Below are 20649 nucleotides of genomic sequence, written 5' to 3'. Positions count from 1 at the left end.
ACCACGAGCATAGACTGAAGACAGGTGTCACGACGGAACAAGTAAGGTAGGCGCTGTTAACCAACAGGTTAATAATCCACGAATATCAGCATGATAACCGACGAAATTACTTGCTTCATCTACTGCGCTAACTCACTTAATTGAGAATAAAATTAGATTATGGCTCGAAAAAAAGCAGAAAATTCTATGGTTTTAATTGACGTAGGGAGTCATACCAACGCCCCAATAAGGGGCTAAAAATTGTTTGCTAAAATGTGTAGCGAAGCGAAACCGAGCAAACTGTTTTTAGTCCCACTTAATTGGCTTGTTAAGTCTTCTTCTTGATATTAAACAACATTCCTACTGGTGACATTTGTTCTTTTTTATTTTCTTCAATTAAAGATTTTATTGAAGCAGGGATGCTTTTTAATTTAGGAGCATCTAATATTTGATCTGCTCCTAAAGCAGCTATAGCCCATATTGGAGCCCCAGTTGCAGCAGCAGTTATTCCTAATGTACCAGTTACAAGCCATGAGCCTATATCTGTGCCTGCAAACTTCCATTGTTTAGCCCTTAACTGCTTAATATTTTCTTTATGTTTATCAAACGCTTCATTAATATTGTCAAACATTTGGTCTCTTGAACGATGGAAGTTATTCGGGTTACTTTGAACTAATTCTTCAACTCCCTTCCCAAGTAAGCTACGAATTTCATCCATTGCACCTTGCTTACGTACTTCAACAAGGGCTGCGGGGGGAACATTTCCCAACCACTCCATATCTCCATCAGCTAGATCTTGTAAGCCCCTCATAATATGCAGGTCCTTGCCATTAGTAGCTGATTCAGCTTCACTTGAATCGTATTCCATTTTCCATACCAAATATTGCCATGATGTTGGAGCATCAACAATTGGCGAGCCTTTCAATCTACGTGACTTAATTAAAAGCTCATTACTAACTGACATTCTACCTACAGATTGATTAGCTAGAATTATTCCAGGGTGGTTTGTGCCAATCAATCTTGTATGTGATGACTCAGTTGCTTTCTTGAGCTGAGCTGCAACATCGCCTTTCCATTCAGTATCAAAAAGAAATCTGGATTCATCATCTATCTCCGCAACTGCTCTTTCAACGGTATCTAGTTCCTGAGCAAATTCAAGAAGTTCGTCTAATGATTCAAATTCTCTACCAAATAACCTTTCAGAGTGTTTTAATGAGTCAGAAATACCAAGCTCATGAAAAAACTCACGCTCTTCTTGTTCTAAAGCAGCTATATCTGGCAATACAACAACAATGGGGATATCCACATTTGCACAAGCCAGCTCTTTATACTGGAGTATGTTCATGGCATGTTTAATTAGATAATACGCTTGATCGGCTGGTTTTGATTTTTCAAAAACATGCTTAGAACGAAGAAAAGGATCAGGTAGGACAATCGTATCTGTGTAAATACCACATTTCGACGCAATATTTTCATCATGCGCAGGAAATAAATCGCCGCCGAATACTCCTTTAATATTATTTTGTTGGTCTTCAACATGGATATGTGCAATATCACCAAGCTCTGTCCAAAATTGCTCTATAAATTCTAAAATTTTGTCTAAATTTTCGGTTACTTCTCTTATTGAGCCTTCACTTTGCATTGCAGCTCGACCAGCATCGTGAGGAGTAAGCTTCCTCTTGAGCATTAATTTATAAAAACCACCAAAATTTTGTTCGAAGAAATTAAAATATGAATTTTGAATTTCTGATAATGATGCTAATTTCTTTAGCTCTTCTCTATCGTGCATTTCTGTCACAGCAAGAGCCATAGAACGAACCAATCCATCAACAGTATCTAAATCGACAACTCCATTAGCATCCATACGAACTGCTTGAAGGCTATCTGCTACCTGTAAGCCTTCTGCTATATGAATTTTACCTTGCTTCATTTGTTCTTGGAGTATTTTCAGTCTTCTACGAAGTCTTTCTTCATATTCTATTTGTTCTTTATTTGGCTCAGACATTCATCTTTCCTTGAAGATCCACACGGTAGACTTAACAGCTTATTAGACTGGATAAAAACCTTTTTTGTGCAAGGTACAACCAACTAACATTTAATTTATTGCTTGGTAATCTATAATTTTAATGTATTTATTTCAACTGGTTATTTTCGTGTCACAATCGAAAACAATTTAATACACAATAAATTTACACTTTTTCTGGTGAAAGTGTGCAAACAAGCTATGCTGTTTTAAAAAGTAAGAATAAATAAGGATATTTATGAAATCAGAATTTTTGACTTACATAGCAGAACAAATGCAAATGAAGCGGTATGCTAAACGCACTATAGCGTCGTATATTTATTGGATAAAAGCTTATATTATTTTCAATCAAAAAAAACACCCTAAAGATTGTTACAACAAAGAAGTTGAAACTTTTTTATCTTACCTTAGCAATAGCAAAAATGTTGCTCCAAAAACTCAAGCATTAGCATTAAATGCCCTTTCATTTTTATATAAAGATATTCTTCAACAACCTCTAACACTTGAACTCAATTTTAATCGGAGCCATATTCAAACTAAATTACCCACGGTACTTACTACAACAGAAGTTAAAGCATTATTGGTCTTGGTCAATGCAAATCACTTATTGCAGTGCCAGTTAATGTATGGAAGTGGCTTGAGGTTAATGGAAGTAACAAGACTTAGAATACAAGATATTGATTTTAGTTATTTATCTGTCAATATTTGGAATGGAAAAGGTGGGAAACATCGTTGTGTCACTCTGGCAAAAGAATTAATTCCCGCCTTAAAGACACAAATAAAACATGCTACAAGCCGTTATCAACAAGATATAAAGCACCCTAATTATGCTGGTGTGTGGCTTCCTTTTGCCTTAGCTAAAAAATACCCAAGTGCCCCAAATAAGCTTGGTTGGCATTATTTGTTTCCTTCAGCTCGACTAACAATGGATCCTGAGTCAAATAAATTACGTCGGCACCATATTAATGAAACTGTGCTGAGAAAATCAGTTAAACAAGCAGCTAAAGATGCCAAGATTGAGAAAAATGTAACTTGCCATACCTTACGCCATTCTTTTGCAACGCATTTACTGCAACGTGGGGCTGATATTAGAACAGTGCAAGAGCAACTTGGTCACAGCGATTTACGCACTACACAAATTTATACTCATGTACTTGAGCACGGGGCTAACGGTGTACGTAGCCCTCTGTCTGACATTATCTAAACACCATTGTTTTACAAAGTCGCGGCGTAGGCTCTGGCTTTTTCAAGATCTTCAGGGGTGTCTACCCCCTCAACCGGTACATTGCTTTTCGCTACCGCAACATGAATATGCTCACCTTGATAAAGCACTCTTAATTGCTCAAGCGCTTCAATTTGCTCTAACTCACTTACTGGCCAGTTAACATAGTCTTTAATGAAACCTGCTCGGTAAGCATAAATGCCAACATGGCGCAGGTAAATTTCGCCAATGCTGCTAATGTTGTCATTACCTAGAAAACGCGCTCTATCATAAGGTATTGTCGCTCGGCTAAAATACAGAGCGTAGCCGTCTTTGTCGGTGAGTACTTTTACAGCATTGGGGTTGAACGCCTCTGCTAGTGTGTCAATGTTTATGGCTAAGGTCGACATGCGTGACACTTTGGCTGGTACTTTATTTGATGCATTACTTTGAGTATCGTTTGCTAAGTTACTTTTAACAGCGCTTTCAGTATGCGCATTTAACGATTTATCAACGGGTTGGTTCGCTAGGTTATAAGCTACTTGGGCAATATTTTCAGGTGGAATAAAGGGCTCATCACCTTGTACGTTCACAATTATTTCATCATTACCAAATTGATATTTTTCCATCACTTCGGCTAAACGTTCAGTGCCTGACTGATGGTCTGCGCGTGTTTTGCATACTTCACCGCCAAAACTTTTTACTACTTGGGCAACCTCGTCATTATCGGTCGCGACAATAACTTGGCTTGCACCACTTAACTGGGCTTGCTCAACTACCCATTGAATCATAGGTTTACCGCCAATATCTGCTAACACTTTTCCTGGCAAACGGGTTGATTGATAACGCGCAGGAATAACAACAATAAAGGGTGTGGTATTGGTTGTAACAGTAGTGGCAACAGTCATAATTTTTAACCTTCTTGTGCTGAATTGTCTACAGGGTTACTTACTTTATTATTTGTCTCGTCTTGGTCGATACGACGCGCTTCGCTTTCTAGCAGTACCGGAATACCTTTATCAATGGCATAAGCCAGTTTGTCAAATTTACAAATAAGCGTTTGTTGCTCTTTATTGTAATCAAGTTTTCCTTTGCAAACAGGGCACGCTAATATTTCCATTAATTTTGTATCAAAAGCCATAATTAAACTCTCTTTATTGTTTTGTTTTTCTGTTGGAAAATTCCAATTTATATCAATTTTTGTCTTAAAAACCAGTTCACCCCGCTAAGTGTTAAACTGCGTGGGTAATTTTGTTTGTAAACAATGTAATAATGCTTGTTCGTCTTGTTCAGTAAAGCGTGCACTAACAGGTAAATACCACCAATGCGCTTGTGCGAATGTTCGACATTTTACCGCATCTTTTTCTGTCATTAACAGTGGTAGATCTGTTTTAAATTGCTTGAGGTCATTCACGGTAAAGTTTTTATGGTCAATAAAACCTTGTTGTTCTTGTAAGGTAAAGCCAAGCGTTTTTAAGGTGTCAAAAAAACGCTGCGGCGCGCCAATACCGGCAATAGCATTAACACATTGCCACTGCGATAAAAAATCAGTTAGCAGTTTTTTTTCACCGGTTTTAATATTAATTAATTCGCTTGCTGCTAATGCCATTAAAAGTGGCTTGTTTTTTATAGGAGATACTTGAGGGTAATTATTACCATTAAAAATAACTAAATCAGCTTGTTGCAAGCGCCAAACACCTTCGCGCAAAGGGCCTGCAGGCAGCAACAAGCCATTACCAAAAAGGCGCTTGGCATCAACAATAACAAGCTCTATATCACGTTGTAATCGGTAATGCTGTAAGCCGTCATCGCTAATTATAATATTACAGCCTTGTGTTATTAATTTTTGTGCATTCGCTACGCGGTCAGCGCCAACAACCACAGGTACGTTGCAGCGTTGATAAATTAAAATAGGCTCATCACCGGCTTGTTGTGTTGTGCTGCTCTCATTTAATAAGTAAGGATACGTATCAGCATTGCCGCCATAACCACGTGAAATAACCCCAGGTTTACACCCTAATATTTTCAAAAGCTCAACTAGGTGTATAACCATTGGCGTTTTACCATTGCCGCCAACGCTAATGTTGCCCACCACAATAACAGGTGCATCAACTTTATAAGCGGTCAGCACATTGCAACGAAATCCAACCCTTCTTATTAGGCTTATTAGGTAAAACAATAGCGTAAACGGAAGTAATAACGGCACTAACCAATATTTTGCCTGATGCTTTTTAAACCATACCTTTTCAATTAGTCGCACAGTTACTCCACATTAGCGTTAAGCGCTTTGTGTTAAAATTAGCTAGTAGAAATACAGTGATAAAAAATACGCACAGTAAAAACGTTATTATTAGCAACAAATCCATCGGTTATGACTCAAATTGAAAGCTATGCAGTTGTGCGTAAGCCCCCGCTTTCGCTAATAACGTATGATGGTTACCCTGCTCAATGATTTTCCCCTGCTCCATCACGATTATTTTATCGGCACTTTCAATGGTTGATAAGCGATGCGCAATAACAATAGAGGTTCTATTTTTTTGCAATGCTTGTAATGCATCTTGAATATGGCGCTCTGACTCTGTGTCTAATGCGCTCGTTGCTTCGTCTAAAATTAAAAAAGGTGCATCGCATAATAAGGCACGGGCAATAGCGACTCGCTGCCTTTGTCCACCTGACAACAGTGCGCCATTTTCGCCAATATTAGTGGCTAACCCTTGTTCCATTTGCTGTGCAAATTCCATCACGTGCGCACTTTTAGCCGCTGCTATTATTTCATCCATGGCCGCTTCTGGTTTACCGTAGGCTATGTTATTGGCAAGGCTGTCGTTAAATAGCACCACATCTTGTGAGACATAAGCAAATTGTCGGCGTAAATCCTTGAGTGAATATTCTTCAATATTCACCCCGTCAATGAGTATTTCTCCTGAGCTTGCATCGTAAAAACGCAGTAATAACGCACTGGCTGTTGATTTACCACTACCTGAGCGCCCTACTAATGCCAATGTTTCGCCTGGGTTTAATTCAAACGACACATTATTAAGCGCCCATTGGCATTTTACTGCTGTATTTTGCCTGGCTGCAGTTTTAGCTGAAGGGTTATTGTTTGTAGCACCTGTAGTGCTTTGACTTTCATTATGGTTAAAATCATAAGCAAAATTAACCGCTTTAAAGGCGATGTTTCCCTGTGCTTTAATTAACGGTTTACTGCCAGTATCTTTTTCTTTTTCTTGATCTAAGACAGAAAATATACTCACACAAGCAGCCATGCCTTTTTGAAACTCGCTGTTAACATTGGTCAGCATCTTTAAGGGTCTTAACAACATAACCATATAGGTAATAATACTAACAAAACTACCCGCTGAAATGTTGTCACGCAAAGCATCTGAATTTACGGCATAAAAAACAAAGGCTAAAGCGAATGAAGCGATAATTTGTATTACAGGCACGCTGCCGGCTTGCGCTGCTACCAACTTCATGCGTTGGTATCTATTTTGGTTATTTATTTGCTGAAAACGTTGAAACTCTTTTTCTTGTCCACCAAAAGTTAACACCACTTTGTGGCCATTAAATGTTTGCTCTGCTGCTGTGGTAACTTCACCCATAGCACCTTGAATACTTTTACTTATTTTACGAAAACGTTTTGAAACCTGGCTAACAATAATGGCGATCACAGGGGTTATCAAAATAAAAATGATAGAAAGCTGCCAACTGATATAAAACATTAAGCCAATTAACCCCAACACAAAAGCACTTTGCTGAACAATCACTAACACAGATTTACTTACCGAATTTAATACCTGCTCTGTGTCGTAGGTCAGTTTAGAAATTAAGCCCCCTGTCGATTCTTTATCATGAAAAGCAACGGGCATTCCCATAATATGCTCAAACAAACTTTGCTTTAAGTCGGTGACCACGTGGTTGCCCACCCAAGCTAGGCAATAATTAGCACCAAAGTGAAAAATGCCACGGCAAACAAAGGCGCCCACCACAAACACAGGAGCCCATTTCATAAAATCAGGGTTTGTGCCGGCTAAGCCTTCGTCAATTAATGCTTGTAACTTTGAAAGAAAGTACACATCAATAGCTGCGTAACCTAACATACCTATAATAGCGACAATAAAACCAAGTTTATAAGGCTTTGCGTAATCAAGAAGACGCTTGAAATTTTGCCACGTAGTGGCGTTTATCGGATTTTCCATGGGAGAAGGTGGTTCACTGCATCTGAATAAGAGTGTAATAAATCAATTTTAACGTAATTTAGCTAAACAACCAACTAATTCAAGGCGAACTTGCAAACCAGAATGGCCATAAATGCTCACGATATGTATATGGTGTGATGCCTTTTTCAGACAAGTCTACAATAATTTGCCCTGTGTCGGCATTGTTAAGTAGTGGGATATTTTGCTGTTGGTAGCGCTGAACAACAACCGGTACTGGCATGCGCCAACGGTTTAAAAAGCCTGCACTTACAAGCGCAAGTTCAGGGTTTAATTGGCTAATAAAAGCTGCACTTGAGGACGTTTTGGACCCATGGTGCGGCACAACAAGTATATCTGCTTGTAATTGCGGGTATTGCTGCATCAATTTATCTTCAACTTTTTTAGAAATATCGCCTGTTAATAAAACCTTATGGTGTTTACCTGAAATAAGTATCACGCAAGAGTCATCATTATTGTTAGCAGAAAACGTATCAGGCCACAGCATTTCAAAGGTTAGCCCTTGCCAGTTAAAGGAGTCACCTTGTAGGCAGCGGCCAGTATGTTGTGCAGTTGCTGTTGCTCGCTTACTATTTTTTGTGTTACGACGAGTATGGCTATTTTCACCATGCTTGTTTTGCTGGTTACCATTTGTATTCACGTTATAAACTAAGGTATTTATGGTCATTGCCGCTTGCAGCGCTGCTAAACCGCCAGCGTGGTCATTATCACCATGGCTAATGATAACCTTGTCGAGCTGGTCTATACCCGCGTATTGTAAATAGGGTAAAACAACAGCTTCCACCATATTAAAGCCGCTTCGATAAGCTGCGCCTGTATCGTACAAAATCGCGTGCCCTTGCTTTTGTACCAAAATTGATAAGCCTTGCCCAACATCAAACACAATCAATTGCCAATGGCTGTTTTTGTCACGCTTCACGTCTTTTGGTTGATAAAAATGAACCGTCGCGGTTAGGATCACTAAGCCACCAAGCAAGCGCATTACTACATTTTTGTTAAGGGAGATTTTGGCTTGATAAAATATAGACAAAATACTGAGCCCCCCTGCTAATACAAGTAGATAAACTTGTAAGCTAGACAGGGTTATTACTGCCCATGTCACAGAAGACAAATAGTTTAAGTAAAGCCAAAGCCACTGTAATGTTTCTAAAGTTAGCGTGATAAAAAATTCAGACAAGGCTGTTGATATTGGCATTAACAGCACTGACAACAAACACAGAGGAATAGTTACAAAACTCATCCACGGCACAGCAATAATGTTTGCAAATAAGGCGACAGCGGATATTTGCTGAAAAAACATAGCACTTATTGGCAGTAATAACACGGTTAAGCTTAACTGAATAACCAGTAAACCTTTGATAAATCGCCAACCTGGGCTACCTGTAGCAATACTATTTTTAAAACGCCACAAGGTAAGAAAAATAACCGTAACCGCATACAGAGACAGCCAAAAGCTTGCCGTAAATAAACTAAACGGTGTTGTTAGGGTTATAACGAACAAGGTGAGTAACAACCATCGTGTTACCGATATTTTTATAGCGAGTAAACGTGTTCCCCAATAAATAGCCAACATCACCAAAGCGCGAATAGTAGGCAAAGAAAACCCCGCTAAATAACCGTAGCTCATTGCAGCCAGCATACTTAGGGCGATAGCATAATACCTGTTATTAATGGTTTGCAATGGGTAACTGTTAACAAAAAACCGTAATGGCAAAGCGCGGATGATTAACATAACAATATAAAAGCTGCCAGTGGCCACCAAGCCAATGTGCAATCCAGAAATCGCAATTAAATGCCCAGTACCTGTGGCTTGTAATACTTGCCATAAATCTTGGGTTAAGTCAGCACGAGAGCCAAAACCTAATGCCAACAACAAAGGAGACAGTGGGTGCTCAGCCTGATAATTAAATAAAGTGCTTTTATAATCACTGAAAAACTGCTGGCGAAGCGTTTTGTTAAGGCTGAGTAATGTATTATTTTTATGGTTAATAACATAACCCGTAGCGTTAATGCTTTTACTGTTTAACCAAGTTTGGTAACTAAAACCGCCTAAATTAGCTAAACCATGCGTCGGTTTAAACTTTACTTTTAAAGAAACTATTTGCCCTTGTTGTAGGGCGAAGGTTGCATTTTCCCAACTTAATCTTAGCTGCACTTCTTGCGCTAATTTGATATTATTAAGGTGAGTCACTTTAATGTTGAAGCGTAATTTATTATTCACCCGTGCTATGGTTACTTTCTTTTCCAAACCAGTTTGCTTATCGGTTGTTATTGTTTTGTTTATGCTGGCTGTGCTTTTTGTTAACTCATCGATGACTAAAGGTGAATATAAACTTAAGACCTCGCCTTGTATCCATTGGGTTTCAGTTGATAACTCTTTTATATTTAACTGGTTTTCTTGCCATTGGTGTTGAAAGTTAAATGCATTAAATAGCAGCCAACTTGCACCAAACAATAGCCCAGCACTGCTTCTTAGCGGTTTGTATGGGGCGCTTGAACTAAATGGGTAGTAAAAAAAAGCAATAGAAAGTAAGAGAAGTAAAAATAGCACAAAAAGATCTGGCACTATTGGTAAGAATAGTGAGAATATAGCACCCAGAAAAAAACACGCTAGCCACCAATCCATAGTGAATTAAACACTCCCTGTATAAATTACTGTGTTAGTTAACAAGTTAACTGCAATATAAACGTCAATCTAATAGTAAGTATATGCCAAAAAAAACCATTAGGCGCTTTATGCCAGATCCTCAGCGCATTAAAGACAATAAACATTTAAAAATTTTTGGTCAACTGTTGCACAATCCAAACTTATGGCACCTGAATCGCCATTCGGTGGCAAAAGCATTTGCCGTTGGTTTGTTTTTCGCTTTTATTCCTGTGCCGTTTCAAATGATTTTAGCAGCAGGTACAGCTATTTTAGTGCATTCAAATTTACCCCTTTCGGTTGCCCTTGTATGGCTAACCAACCCATTAACTATGCCGGCAATATTTTATGCTTGTTATCTTGTCGGGGCATGGTTAATAAATGTCCCCGCGCAAGAGTTTAAATTTGAAGCAAATTGGCAGTGGGTGACAAGTAGTTTGTCAAGCATTGGCCCGGCATTTTTGTTAGGTTGTGGGGTTTTAGCGGTAACATTTTCTGTATTAGGTTATATTGGCATTCATAGTTTATGGCGTTATAACGCGGTAAAAGCATGGAAAAAACGTAATAAAAAATAAAGCATGTAATTAAAAAATTAAGGGTAGGCATTATGAGCCCAAACCAAATAGGCGATCAATTAACTTCTGGACGCGTTATTGAAAAATGCTGGTACGCTCGGTCTGTAGCTATTCTGCCACGAGGGGTACGTTGTAAAAAACCTTGTTGGATCAAAAACGGCTCAAGTACATCTTCTATGGTTTCTCGCTCTTCACCAATTGCTGCGGCTACATTATCAAGCCCTACAGGGCCGCCCATAAATTTATCAATAATGGCATGTAGCAGTTTTCTATCCATAACATCAAAGCCTTCATTGTCCACTTCGAGCATATCAAGGGCTGCTGCTGCCGTTGCTTTATTAACTAAACCGTGGGTTTTAATGTCAGCATAATCTCGTACACGCCTTAGTAACCTATTAGCAATACGTGGTGTACCGCGGGCACGGCGCGCCACTTCAAAAGCCCCTGCTTGGTCCACGTTTAGGTTTAAGAAGTGTGCTGAGCGTTTAACAATGGTGGTTAGGTCTTGCACATTATAAAACTCTAATCGTTGAACAATGCCAAACCTATCCCTTAGTGGTGAGGTTAATGCCCCTGCTCGGGTAGTTGCACCAATTAAGGTAAAAGGCGGTAAGTCTAATTTAATGGATCGAGCGGCTGGGCCTTCACCAATCATAATATCAAGCTGGTAATCTTCCATTGCGGGGTAAAGGATTTCTTCTACAACGGGGCTTAAACGATGTATTTCATCAATAAATAAAATATCGTTTTCTTCTAAGTTTGTTAATAGCGCTGCTAAATCACCGGCTTTTTCTAATACTGGGCCTGAAGTGGTACGAATGTTCACCCCCATTTCATTAGCAACAATGTTGGCCAAGGTAGTTTTACCCAAGCCTGGCGGGCCAAAAATAAGTAAATGGTCTAATGGCTCCTCACGCTTTTTAGCCGCAGGAATAAATATTTCCATTTGTGCTTTTACGTGCGCTTGGCCGGTATAGTCAGTGAGCATTTTAGGACGAATGGCGCGATCAACTCCTTCGTCTTCTACACTGGCTATGGGCTCAATTAAGCGATCTGCTTCTATCATGATGATTCCTAAATACCTTCTTGTCGCCTAGCTTACGCCAAACTGACACTTATACGGTTATTTTTATAAATTAACGCACCAAATACCAAACTTATAACATTGACTTTAACGCTAAGCGAATAATTTCTTCGCTTGACAAATCTTTACTGTAAACAAGCTTTACCGCTTTGTCTGCTTGCGCCTGTTTATAACCTAATGAAATAAGTGCGTTAATTGCATCCCCCCTATGGTTATGTAGTGGGTCACTAACAAAGGTATTTTGTGTACTAAGCTGTACCGGCATAGCGTCTGTTGCTGGTGTTAATGAGGTAATTTGCCAGTCTTTCAAACGATCTCGCATTTCAATTAACAAACGTTCTGCAGTTTTTTTACCAACACCGGGGATTTTAACAATGCCTGAAAGATCATCATGCGCAACACAACTGACAAATTGATCAGCTGACATTGCTGATAACACCGACAGCGCTAATTTAGGGCCAACACCATTGACTTTTATCAAAAGCCTAAACAGCTTTCGCTCTGTTGTATTGGCAAAGCCATATAATAATTGTGCGTCTTCACGTACAACAAAATGGGTATAAACAACAGCTTGCTCATTCAGCTCGGGTAAAGCATAAATACTTGTCATTGGCATGGTAACTTCGTAGCCAACACCAGCGCACTCTATTAGAATTTCAGGGGGGAATTTTTCAACTAAGGTCCCCGTTAAACGACCAATCACAACATAAACCTAAAAAATAATTAAGATGACAAAATCATACCACTAGATATTTATACAGTAAACCTCTTTAAGCAGATGAATATTTTAGTTTGTTTCGCTTTTCTGATATTTTAAGGCATGCATACATTAAACGTTAGCCAACTGTTACTGTATAACGCTAACGTAAAATAAACTGGATATACCACTAAAAATGATGAACCCACACAAGCAAAAAATTAACATGGCCATTATTGGCAGTAACTTTATTGTTGATACGTTTTTAACCGCTGCAGCAGCGGTTGAGAGTTTTAATTTTTACGCCATATATTCTCGTCATCAAGCAACAGGAGCAGCGAAGGCTTTACAATATAGCCATATAAATAACGACGCTAACGTTAAAGTATATACTGACCTAACCCTTATGCTTGAAGATGAAAATATTGATGCTGTCTATATTGCTTCTCCTAATAGTTTACATGCCAAACAGGCTATTGAATGCTTAAATGCGGGTAAACATGTGTTAGGTGAAAAACCAAGTGCCGCAAGTAGCAATGAGTTAAGTGATATATTATCAGCGGCAATAGAAAACAATCGCTGCTTTATGGAAGCATTAATGAGTTTGCATTTACCCAACTTTACTTTGCTAAAACAAAATCTACCGCGTATTGGTACAGCGCGTAAATATTTTGGCCAGTATTGCCAATACAGCTCAAGGTACAGCCTAGCACTTGAATCGTTGGCCCAAAATAAAGTTGAGCAAGTACCGAATACTTTCTTGCCTGAATTTGCCAACGGCGCGTTAATTGATATTGGTATATACCCACTTTATCCGGTTATTGCTTTGTGGGGTGAGCCTAAATCTATTTCTGCGCAAGGCGTAATGTTAGCAACAGGCGTTGATGGCGCAGGTGACTTACAATTAGATTATGGCGATAAAGTGGCCAGTATTGGCTTTTCAAAAATTTCTAATGGCGAAAATTTTGTAGAATTTCAAGGCGAACTCGGTCGGCTTAAAATTGAATTTGTTGCCTTGATGAGTAAAGTTGAATTATTTTTAAATGACGGCACTTATGAGTTACTTAGCGGGCATGATGTTGAGCAAAAACCGCAAAACGCCAGTAAAAGTAAAGTTGTGCAAGAAGAAAGAAATAAAGATTACCACCCCATGAGTTACGAAATTTCTCACTTTATTGCACTGGTTAAAAACCATAAAGCACTACAGCAACCCATAAAAACAGTGAATATTGATGCATTACAATCACCTGTAACAACCTGGGAGTTAAGTCGGCAAGTGCTTTCGATTATTGACCAAGCACGTAAAAAAATAGGTGTGGTTTACCCGAATGATCAGGTAGAACATTAGGTGCTAGTGAGGCTATATCTCAGTAAACAAGCAAGCTATCCGTTACCTTAATCGTTTTCGTACTGTTTTTTGTGCTTGTCCTGCTAATTTCGCCAAACTTTGGTGACTATTAGCATGGCATAGCGCCACTGCAAGTGCGTCTGCAGCATCAGCCTGCGGTGTCCCTGGTAATTTAAGAATATTCTTTACCATGTGTTGTACTTGAGTTTTATCTGCAGACCCTGTACCAACAACCGCTTGTTTAATTTGTCTGGCTGAGTACTCAGCAATTTGTAAGGCATTATTGGTTGCAGCCACAATAGCCGCGCCACGTGCTTGGCCAAGTTTGAGTGCTGAGTCAGGATTTTTTGCCATAAACACTTGTTCAATAGCAAACATGTCGGGCTGAAATTGTAAGATAATCTCAGACACACCCGCAAAAATGGTTTGCAAGCGTGAGCCAAGATCTTCACCTTGGCTAAGGGCTTTAATACAGCCACTACCAAGGTAAGTATAGGTGCGGTTTTCGTGTTTAATAACCCCGTAGCCGGTAAAGCGTGAGCCGGGGTCAATCCCTAATATAATTGTCATAAAATAGGCCTAAAGTGCTAGATTATACTTCCAAAAGTGATATGTTCTAGCGCCTAGCCGCTAAATTATTCAGCGCTTTTTTCCACTTTTTTTATACCTAATTCAGCCAACTGCTCTGGATTAGCATTACCTGGTGCGTTTGTTAACGGACAAGCTGCAGTGGTTGTTTTAGGGAAGGCCATTACCTCACGAATTGAGGTTGTGCCTGTCATGAGCATCACTAAGCGATCAAGCCCAAAAGCAAGCCCAGCGTGCGGCGGCGCACCATATTGTAAGGCTTCAAGTAAGAAACCAAATTTTTCTTGGGCTTCTTCTTCTTCAATACCTAAAATTCTAAAGGCGGCAGATTGCATGTCTTGCTGATGAATACGTACGGATCCTCCGCCTAATTCACAGCCATTTAATACCATGTCGTAGGCATCAGATAATGCACCGAGTGGGTTGGCTTCAAGCTGAGCTGGCGTTAAATTAGTGGGTGCAGTAAAGGGATGATGCAAGGCGTGCATACGGCCATCTATTTCTTCAAACATTGGAAAATCAACAACCCATAATGGCTTCCACTCACCTTCAAGCAAGTTTAGATCTTCACCAATTTTTAAACGTAATGCACCCAGTGCTTCACTGACCACATTATATGTGTCGGCACCGAAGAAAATAATATCCCCAGTTTTAGCATTAACACGCTCAAGTAATGCTTTGGCTGCATCGGCTGATAAGAATTTTAAAATAGGAGATTGCAAACCTTCAACACCCGTAGCTAATGCTGCGTCAATGTCGTTTACTTTCATCCATGGCATGCCTTTAGCGCCATACACCCCAACAAATTTAGTTAAATCATCAATGCCTTTGCGTGAGAAACTGGCTGCGCCATTAGGGACACAAATTACTGCTACACGACCATTTTCGTCATTAGCAGGGCCTGAAAACACTTTAAATTCTACGTCTTTGACTATGTCGGCAACATCAACCAGCTCTAATGGATTACGCAAATCTGGTTTGTCTGAGCCAAAACGCGCCATTGCTTCAGAAAATGGCATACGAGGGAATTCACCTAAGTCAACACCCAGCATTTCTTGAAATAGCTCACGGATCATAGTTTCGGTTACCGCCATCACTTGATCGCTTGACATAAACGAGGTTTCAATATCTATTTGGGTAAACTCAGGTTGTCTATCGGCACGTAAGTCTTCATCACGAAAACATTTAACAATTTGATAGTAGCGCTCCATGCCAGACATCATCAACAGTTGTTTAAATAACTGAGGTGATTGTGGCAAAGCAAAAAACTTACCCTTGTGAGTACGGCTTGGTACTAAGTAGTCACGCGCGCCTTCAGGTGTTGCCGCGGTTAAAATAGGTGTTTCAATATCTAAAAAGCCCAAGTTTTCTAACGAGCTACGTACTTTTGAGGTTACTTTTGCACGAAAGCGTAAGCGCTCTGTCATTTCTGTGCGGCGTAAATCAAGGTAACGGTATTTTAACCGCTGCTCTTCTGAATTGGTTTGGTTTGAATCTAACGGTAATGGTGCTGATTTATTTAAAATGGTGAGCTCTAAACCTAACACTTCAATAGCGCCGGTTTTCATGTCTTTATTTACTTGGCCTTCAGGACGGGCGCGTACTTTACCTGTTAATTGCACACAAAATTCATTACGTAAGGTATTGGCGATGGCAAGCACTTCGGGTAAATCAGGATCATAAACCACTTGGACTACCCCTTCACGATCACGAAGATCTAAAAAGATAACAGCACCTAAGTCACGACGACGGTTGACCCAGCCACAAAGAGTGACCTCTTGACCCACATGAGATTCATTCACCTCACCACAATAAAGACTACGCATAGTTTTTGCCTTGATAATAATAGAAACTTTTGCTTGCAGATAACTCTTTAACAACGCATAAATAAATTAGCGCAAGCCTATAAATGCCGCATATTATAAAGCAATCGTTACTAATGTCACCCCAACGCCGAGTGATTATTTCATTAAGTTGCTCTTGATGATTATCCGGGGATATTTGTTGCTCGTTATCGGTTTTTTACCCCCGTGATTTTATCTTAGCGAACATATTGGCTTATATATCGACTTGAGATCAGGTAAAATAGAGCCAACCGTAATTACGACATAATGAACGCCATGGACAACTTTAACGAGCACTCAAGCCAGACTGATTTAATTTATTCTAACCCGCATGCACAAGTCAAAGACTTTGCCTTTGACGCGCAAGTTGTAGAAGTTTTCCCCGACATGATTTCACGCTCTGTACCGGGCTATAATACCATTATTGATACTATCGGCCGCTTGAGCCAACGCTTTGTGCAAAAAGATACCCTTATTTATGATTTAGGCTGTTCACTAGGCGCGGCAACCCTAGCCATGCGTAAAAACATAAAAAACACTCCCTGTAAAATTATAGCGGTGGACAATTCCCCCGCAATGATTAAACGTTGCAGTATGCATATCAATGCTTTTAAAGGCGAAACTCCCGTAGAAGTCATGGAAGCGAATATTCAAGATGTCCACATTAATAATGCTTCAATGGTGGTGTTAAACTTCACTTTACAGTTTGTTGATAAAGCAGATCGTCAAGCATTAATTAATAACATTGCGCGTGGTATTAATAACGGTGGCATACTGGTTATTTCAGAAAAAATATCCCATGGCGATGCCACTATTGACGAACACTTAATTGATTTACATCACGATTTTAAAAGAGCGAACGGTTATAGCGAACTAGAGGTTGCCCAAAAGCGTACTGCGTTAGAAAACGTAATGCGTACCGACTCGCTAGAACAACATATACAACGTTTAAAAGGCGCTGGTTTTAGCCATATATCGCCTTGGTTTCAGTGTTTTAACTTTGTCTCACTTATCGCGATAAAATAATACAACGCCAACTATTATGGTTAACATCCTCCTCTAATTAAGATAAATTTCTATGACAGATTTCAGTAAGTTTTATCAGCAAATCGCCACTAATCGTTTAAGCCATTGGCTAAACACCCTACCTGGCCAACTTGATCATTGGCAAAAGAATGCATTACATGGTGAATTTAAACATTGGCAAAAAACGCTAGAAGCCTTACCTTATGCGCGCAGTAGCGACGTAGATTTAACCACAAGCGTTACTGTGGGCAGTAAAGGTGATTTATCCCCTGGTGAAGAAAAACGCTTAGAAAACTTAATGAAGAAATTTAAACCTTGGCGTAAAGGCCCGTATCATATTCATGGTTTACATATCGACACTGAATGGCGCAGTGATTTTAAATGGGATCGCCTGGCTGAGCATATCAGTGATTTAACCGGTAAATATGTACTCGACATAGGCTGCGGTAGTGGTTATCACTTATGGCGCATGCGCGGTGCAGGAGCCAGCTTTGTTGTTGGTGTGGACCCTACACAACTTTTTTTGATGCAATTTAATGCCGTACAACATTATATTCAAGACCAAACCGTCAACTTATTACCCTTAGGCGTTGAACAATTACCTGAACTAAAAGCCTTTGACACGGTTTTTGCTATGGGGGTTTTATATCACCGCCGCTCACCTATTGATTTTTTATATCAATTAAAAGCGCAATTAGTGAAAGGTGGCGAGTTAGTATTAGAAACCTTGATTGTTGATGGCGATGAAAATACCGTACTAGTACCCGGTGAGCGCTATGCCAAAATGCGCAATGTTTGGTTTTTACCCAGTGCTAAAGCCATGTGTGCTTGGTTAGCGCGTTGTGGTTTTAGCAACATTAGGGTAGTTAACACGGATATTACCGCACTTGACGAACAGCGTAAAACAGACTGGATTGATACTGAGTCATTGTCTGACTTTTTAGATGCTAATGATAACAGCAAAACAATTGAAGGCTACCCTGCCCCGCAACGGGCTATATTTATTGCTAACGTGTAAATAGCTGCCAATAACCATTAAGATCTTGTCTAACAATAACTGAAAAATTAAAAGTACTTATCTATAATGAGTTGATAAGTACCATTTTCTCGCATTTGTTTTATATTTTTGTCAAATGTGTCTCGCATTGCTTTTGTTCTAAAACCGGCGGAATATACTTTTATATCAAAAAAATAATGTATTTTAAAGGGTTTAATTATTTCGCTGTTCGCGTATTCTTTTAAATATGCCTTAAAAATATTAATGTCTAATACAATAACATCTGCACGGTGTAAAAAGAGCGACTCAATCTGTTTGTCTTGCTCTGGTATTTCACGGTAACTCATAAATTCTGCAGTAAGCTTTTCGTATTGTTTGCCTAAATATTGTTTAGCGCTTTGAAAAGCAATAACATTTTTACCAGACAAATCGCTTAATTTTTGAATAGAATCACCACTAGCTAACAAACTTACCGCGACATTTTGATAATAAATATAAGGTCGACTGATGTACATTTGCGGAAATTTGGCATCAGATAATACCGTTAACAAGCCATCAGCATGAAATTGCTGATAACCTGTGGGAGTTCGTCCAAAGGGAATATGAATAAAATTTAGCTTAACGCCTGCAGTTTTAAAAGCTGCGCTAAATAAGTCGATCTGAACACCACTACTACTTGCTTCTATCACGTAAGGGGGCTTATTTAAGCCGGTCACTATGGTTTTGCTGTTTTCTTTTGTAGGTGCTAAAACTTGTGTGGCTGTGGTTGTATCCGAAAATGTTTGTGCAAAAGTAACTGCCGCTAACATCGAAAACAAAGCTAATACTGGCCACAAATAAATTTTCAAAAACTGACTCCTTCGCTAATAAATAAAATAACCTTGTCTCATTTTTACTCCTTTATTTCATGCTACTATCATATTTAGATACGTGTTTATATAGTGTTAATATAAAATGCATTATGCTCAATATTTTATTATTGATACAAAACTCATGCTATTTTAACAGTTTTTTTTACACCCGTGCTAACAAATAATATTTTAATTAAGGAAATTATGTCAAACATATGGTTTGAACGTCGATTATCCCATGTTGCCCAGCGTAGAGATGATCACCGCGACCCTTTTCAACGAGATCGGGCCCGCATACTTCATTCTGCTGCTTTTAGACGTTTACAATCAAAAACACAAGTAATGGGCAGCGGTCAAAGTGACTTTTATCGTACACGCTTAACGCACTCGCTTGAAGCAGCCCAAATTGGCTCTGGCATTACGGCACAGCTGCGTGGTAAGTACCCTACACTTTGCCAAGTATTATTTCCAACCTCTGACAGCCTAATTGAAGCCCTTTGTTTAGCCCATGATATAGGCCATCCGCCTTTTGGCCATGGTGGTGAAGTGGCTTTACATTATATGATGCGGGACTATGGCGGTTTTGAAGGTAATGGACAAACGTTTAGAATAGTTGCTCGCCTAGAGCCTTTTAGCGAGCACCACGGGATGAATTTAAGCCGTAGAACCTTATTAGGCTTACTTAAATACCCACAAACGATAGCGCTGCTTAATAAGCCGAACAATCACAAAACTATTCATAACTTTAGACAGCTAAAAGCCAGTGAGTGGCACCCACCTAAAGGTTTGTATTGTGATGACCAAGATATTATTGACTGGTTGCTAGCGCCTTTATCCATAACAGACAGGCAATTATTTCAACAGTTCACCCCTAAACAAGACGGACACAGTAAAACACGGTTTAAATCCCTTGATTGCTCTATTATGGAACTTGCAGATGATATTGCTTACGGCATTCACGACCTTGAAGACGCGATTGTTACCGGCGTTGTTAACCAACATGATTTTGACACTCACGTGATTAAAAAGCTACAGTTATTAGACGATGCTTGGCTCTGTAACTATTGCAAAACCTTAACTAATCACTTGTTCAGTGAGCAGCATTACTTACAAAAAGAGGCGATTGGTGGCTTAGTGAATTACCTGATTACCGCAATTGAACTAACCGATTTAAACGCTGATAATAACGAGGTTAATTTTGCCGAGCCGTTATTACAATATAATGCCACCTTACCTAAGGTAACTATGCAAGCATTAAAAATATTTAAAGATTTTGTTTATAATTTTGTTATAAAACAAACAAGTATTCAACGGCTTGAATACAGAGGCCAGCAAATAGTAATGGAGTTATTTGAAGCGCTATCGTCCGATCCTTTAAGGTTACTCCCTAATAACAGTGCTAAACGTTGGCAGCAAGCCAAAGACAATGGTGAAAATGAATACCGCGTTATTGCTGATTACATTGCAGGTATGACTGATGATTTTGCGACTCGTGTTTACCAAACCTTATTTTTACCTAATGCGAGTACTAGTTATCATTTGAGCTAGTTGCTTAACATTATTTTATGTTTAAGT

The 20649-nt window shown here is 39.3% G+C and carries 17 protein-coding genes; 6 read left to right on the top strand and 11 right to left on the bottom strand.

The annotated features are described in order from the left end of the window. Positions 1-307 precede the first annotated feature (307 nt). Positions 308-1984 carry a hypothetical protein gene (locus tag AC0UA9_RS15010; protein WP_475661170.1) on the bottom strand — a complete coding sequence of 559 codons (1677 nt, stop codon included), beginning with the start codon at positions 1982-1984 and terminating at the stop codon, positions 308-310. Positions 1985-2240: 256 nt separating this feature from the next. Here AC0UA9_RS15010 and AC0UA9_RS15005 point away from each other — a divergent pair, with 256 nt between their 5' ends. Next, a complete protein-coding gene (locus AC0UA9_RS15005) occupies positions 2241-3206 on the top strand; it encodes an integron integrase (protein WP_475661168.1) in 966 nt (321 codons plus the stop codon). 11 nt (positions 3207-3217) lie between these two features. Here the strand turns inward: AC0UA9_RS15005 and kdsB are convergent, their stop codons facing one another. The 5 genes from kdsB to AC0UA9_RS14980 form a co-directional block, all read right to left on the bottom strand. After that, the gene (kdsB, locus tag AC0UA9_RS15000; protein ID WP_475661166.1) at positions 3218-4111 is read right to left on the bottom strand and encodes a 3-deoxy-manno-octulosonate cytidylyltransferase; all 894 of its coding nucleotides are present in this window, start codon (positions 4109-4111) and stop codon (positions 3218-3220) included. Positions 4112-4116: 5 nt separating this feature from the next. Beyond that, positions 4117-4344 (bottom strand): Trm112 family protein, encoded by a 228-nt coding sequence (locus tag AC0UA9_RS14995; protein ID WP_475661165.1) that lies wholly within the window; start codon positions 4342-4344, stop codon positions 4117-4119. An 84-nt stretch (positions 4345-4428) separates the two neighbouring features. Next, the gene (lpxK, locus tag AC0UA9_RS14990) at positions 4429-5463 is read right to left on the bottom strand and encodes a tetraacyldisaccharide 4'-kinase (protein WP_475661163.1); all 1035 of its coding nucleotides are present in this window, start codon (positions 5461-5463) and stop codon (positions 4429-4431) included. 109 nt (positions 5464-5572) lie between these two features. After that, on the bottom strand, positions 5573-7402 hold the full coding sequence (locus AC0UA9_RS14985) for an ABC transporter transmembrane domain-containing protein (protein WP_475661160.1): 1830 nt from the start codon (positions 7400-7402) through the stop codon (positions 5573-5575). Between the two features lie 79 nt (positions 7403-7481). Further along, a complete protein-coding gene (locus tag AC0UA9_RS14980; protein WP_475661158.1) occupies positions 7482-10046 on the bottom strand; it encodes a DNA internalization-related competence protein ComEC/Rec2 in 2565 nt (854 codons plus the stop codon). Between the two features lie 83 nt (positions 10047-10129). Here AC0UA9_RS14980 and AC0UA9_RS14975 point away from each other — a divergent pair, with 83 nt between their 5' ends. Continuing rightward, positions 10130-10639: a DUF2062 domain-containing protein gene (locus AC0UA9_RS14975; protein ID WP_475661156.1), complete on the top strand. Its 510-nt coding sequence runs from the start codon at positions 10130-10132 to the stop codon at positions 10637-10639. 55 nt (positions 10640-10694) lie between these two features. Here the strand turns inward: AC0UA9_RS14975 and ruvB are convergent, their stop codons facing one another. Then, on the bottom strand, positions 10695-11705 hold the full coding sequence (gene ruvB, locus AC0UA9_RS14970; RefSeq protein WP_475661154.1) for a Holliday junction branch migration DNA helicase RuvB: 1011 nt from the start codon (positions 11703-11705) through the stop codon (positions 10695-10697). A gap of 91 nt (positions 11706-11796) precedes the next feature. After that, on the bottom strand, positions 11797-12426 hold the full coding sequence (ruvA, locus tag AC0UA9_RS14965) for a Holliday junction branch migration protein RuvA (protein ID WP_475661152.1): 630 nt from the start codon (positions 12424-12426) through the stop codon (positions 11797-11799). A 214-nt stretch (positions 12427-12640) separates the two neighbouring features. Here ruvA and AC0UA9_RS14960 point away from each other — a divergent pair, with 214 nt between their 5' ends. Then, a complete protein-coding gene (locus AC0UA9_RS14960; RefSeq protein WP_475661175.1) occupies positions 12641-13768 on the top strand; it encodes a Gfo/Idh/MocA family protein in 1128 nt (375 codons plus the stop codon). Between the two features lie 42 nt (positions 13769-13810). Here the strand turns inward: AC0UA9_RS14960 and ruvC are convergent, their stop codons facing one another. Both ruvC and aspS read right to left on the bottom strand, forming a co-directional pair. After that, positions 13811-14338 carry a crossover junction endodeoxyribonuclease RuvC gene (gene ruvC, locus AC0UA9_RS14955; protein ID WP_475661151.1) on the bottom strand — a complete coding sequence of 176 codons (528 nt, stop codon included), beginning with the start codon at positions 14336-14338 and terminating at the stop codon, positions 13811-13813. Positions 14339-14403: 65 nt separating this feature from the next. Further along, positions 14404-16182 (bottom strand): aspartate--tRNA ligase, encoded by a 1779-nt coding sequence (gene aspS, locus AC0UA9_RS14950; RefSeq protein WP_475661148.1) that lies wholly within the window; start codon positions 16180-16182, stop codon positions 14404-14406. Positions 16183-16476: 294 nt separating this feature from the next. Here aspS and cmoA point away from each other — a divergent pair, with 294 nt between their 5' ends. Continuing rightward, positions 16477-17226, top strand: a complete 750-nt coding sequence (cmoA, locus tag AC0UA9_RS14945; RefSeq protein WP_475661147.1) for a carboxy-S-adenosyl-L-methionine synthase CmoA — start codon at positions 16477-16479, stop codon at positions 17224-17226. A gap of 52 nt (positions 17227-17278) precedes the next feature. Continuing rightward, positions 17279-18244, top strand: coding sequence for a tRNA 5-methoxyuridine(34)/uridine 5-oxyacetic acid(34) synthase CmoB (gene cmoB, locus AC0UA9_RS14940; protein ID WP_475661146.1), 966 nt, complete (start codon positions 17279-17281; stop codon positions 18242-18244). A gap of 47 nt (positions 18245-18291) precedes the next feature. Here the strand turns inward: cmoB and AC0UA9_RS14935 are convergent, their stop codons facing one another. Continuing rightward, entirely contained in the window at positions 18292-19071 is a 780-nt protein-coding gene (locus tag AC0UA9_RS14935) for a substrate-binding periplasmic protein (protein ID WP_475661145.1), read from the bottom strand. A gap of 207 nt (positions 19072-19278) precedes the next feature. Between AC0UA9_RS14935 and AC0UA9_RS14930 the strand changes: the two genes are divergently transcribed. Next, a complete protein-coding gene (locus AC0UA9_RS14930) occupies positions 19279-20622 on the top strand; it encodes an anti-phage deoxyguanosine triphosphatase (RefSeq protein WP_475661144.1) in 1344 nt (447 codons plus the stop codon). Positions 20623-20649: the final 27 nt, after the last annotated feature.

The organism is Colwellia sp. F1, assembly GCF_056238625.1.
The sequence above is the reverse complement of the archived record's forward strand: the minus strand, read 5'-3'. Positions and strand labels throughout refer to the sequence as shown.

Excerpts from the sequence above, each read along its gene's own strand:
- AC0UA9_RS15010 (WP_475661170.1), bottom strand. The coding sequence starts at position 1,984 with ATGTCTGAGCCAAATAAAGAACAAATAGAATATGAAGAAAGACTTCGT.
- AC0UA9_RS15005 (WP_475661168.1), top strand. The coding sequence starts at position 2,241 with ATGAAATCAGAATTTTTGACTTACATAGCAGAACAAATGCAAATGAAG.
- kdsB (WP_475661166.1), bottom strand. The coding sequence starts at position 4,111 with ATGACTGTTGCCACTACTGTTACAACCAATACCACACCCTTTATTGTT.
- AC0UA9_RS14995 (WP_475661165.1), bottom strand. The coding sequence starts at position 4,344 with ATGGCTTTTGATACAAAATTAATGGAAATATTAGCGTGCCCTGTTTGC.
- AC0UA9_RS14985 (WP_475661160.1), bottom strand. The coding sequence starts at position 7,402 with ATGGAAAATCCGATAAACGCCACTACGTGGCAAAATTTCAAGCGTCTT.
- AC0UA9_RS14980 (WP_475661158.1), bottom strand. The coding sequence starts at position 10,046 with ATGGATTGGTGGCTAGCGTGTTTTTTTCTGGGTGCTATATTCTCACTA.
- AC0UA9_RS14975 (WP_475661156.1), top strand. The coding sequence starts at position 10,130 with ATGCCAAAAAAAACCATTAGGCGCTTTATGCCAGATCCTCAGCGCATT.
- ruvB (WP_475661154.1), bottom strand. The coding sequence starts at position 11,705 with ATGATAGAAGCAGATCGCTTAATTGAGCCCATAGCCAGTGTAGAAGAC.
- ruvC (WP_475661151.1), bottom strand. The coding sequence starts at position 14,338 with ATGACAATTATATTAGGGATTGACCCCGGCTCACGCTTTACCGGCTAC.
- aspS (WP_475661148.1), bottom strand. The coding sequence starts at position 16,182 with ATGCGTAGTCTTTATTGTGGTGAGGTGAATGAATCTCATGTGGGTCAA.
- cmoA (WP_475661147.1), top strand. The coding sequence starts at position 16,477 with ATGGACAACTTTAACGAGCACTCAAGCCAGACTGATTTAATTTATTCT.
- cmoB (WP_475661146.1), top strand. The coding sequence starts at position 17,279 with ATGACAGATTTCAGTAAGTTTTATCAGCAAATCGCCACTAATCGTTTA.
- AC0UA9_RS14930 (WP_475661144.1), top strand. The coding sequence starts at position 19,279 with ATGTCAAACATATGGTTTGAACGTCGATTATCCCATGTTGCCCAGCGT.